Annotated in this window: 1 protein-coding gene; it reads left to right on the top strand. The window is 77.9% G+C overall.

What is annotated here, in order from left to right; all coding sequences use genetic code 11:
* Positions 1-148 precede the first annotated feature (148 nt).
* Positions 149-852: AAA family ATPase (locus tag GTW08_RS10680; protein ID WP_161151840.1), on the top strand; the 704-nt coding region annotated here is incomplete at its 3' end.

An 852-nucleotide genomic window follows, 5' to 3' on the forward strand; every position in this document is an offset into this window, starting at 1 on the left:
ACCGCATCCGCGAGCTCGCCGCCCCGCTGGAACGCGAGGTCGGCCGCCGGCTGCGCGAGGCGGGACTGCTGGACCTGCGCGACGACGAGCGCCTCGCCGCGCTGGCCCGCCAGGCCGAGCAGCAGCTGCTGGCCCGGATGGCCGGGTCGTGAGCACGACCGCGCGGCTGCGGACCCTGGTCCTGGAGCGCTACGGCGCCTACGAGGGCCGCGAGCTGACCCTCGGCGACGGTCTGACGATCGTGTCCGGCCCCAACGAGGCCGGCAAGACCACCCTGCTCGACGCCCTGTCCGACCTGCTGTGGGGGATGCCCCGCCCGGTGCGCCACGCCTACGCCGTCGGCCCGTCGCGGCTGGCCGTCTCGGCCCGGGTCGCCGCTGCGGGGGCTGAGACCGTGCTCCGCCGCACCACCCGCGGCCTGCACGACGACACCGGCGCCGTCGCCGACCCGCCCTGGGGTGAGTCCGGTGCCGACGCCCGGCGCCGCTGGCGGGAGGGGTTCGGGCTCGGCCACGAGGAGCTGCGCGAGGGCGGCCGGGCACTGTGCGCGGGGGAGGGGGACCTCGCCGAGCTGGTGTTCACCGCCCGCAGCGGCCGCGACGCCCGCGCCCTGATCGCCGCGCTGGACACCGAGGCCGACGCCCTGTTCAAGGACCACCGGGGTAACCGGTCGGTCGAGGTGCGCGCGGCGTTCGCCCGGTTCACCGAGACCGAGAAGGCCGTGGGGGAGCGGGTGTCGCGGGCCGGTGAGGTGACTGCGCTGGCCGAGGAGATCGCCCGTCTGGAACGCCGCGCCGCGGAGCTGACCCGCACCCGTCGCGCGGCGGCGGGGGCGGCGGACCGGGCCCGGCA

The organism is Pseudonocardia sp. SID8383 (assembly GCF_009864975.1).
Classification (GTDB): domain Bacteria; phylum Actinomycetota; class Actinomycetes; order Mycobacteriales; family Pseudonocardiaceae; genus Pseudonocardia; species Pseudonocardia alni.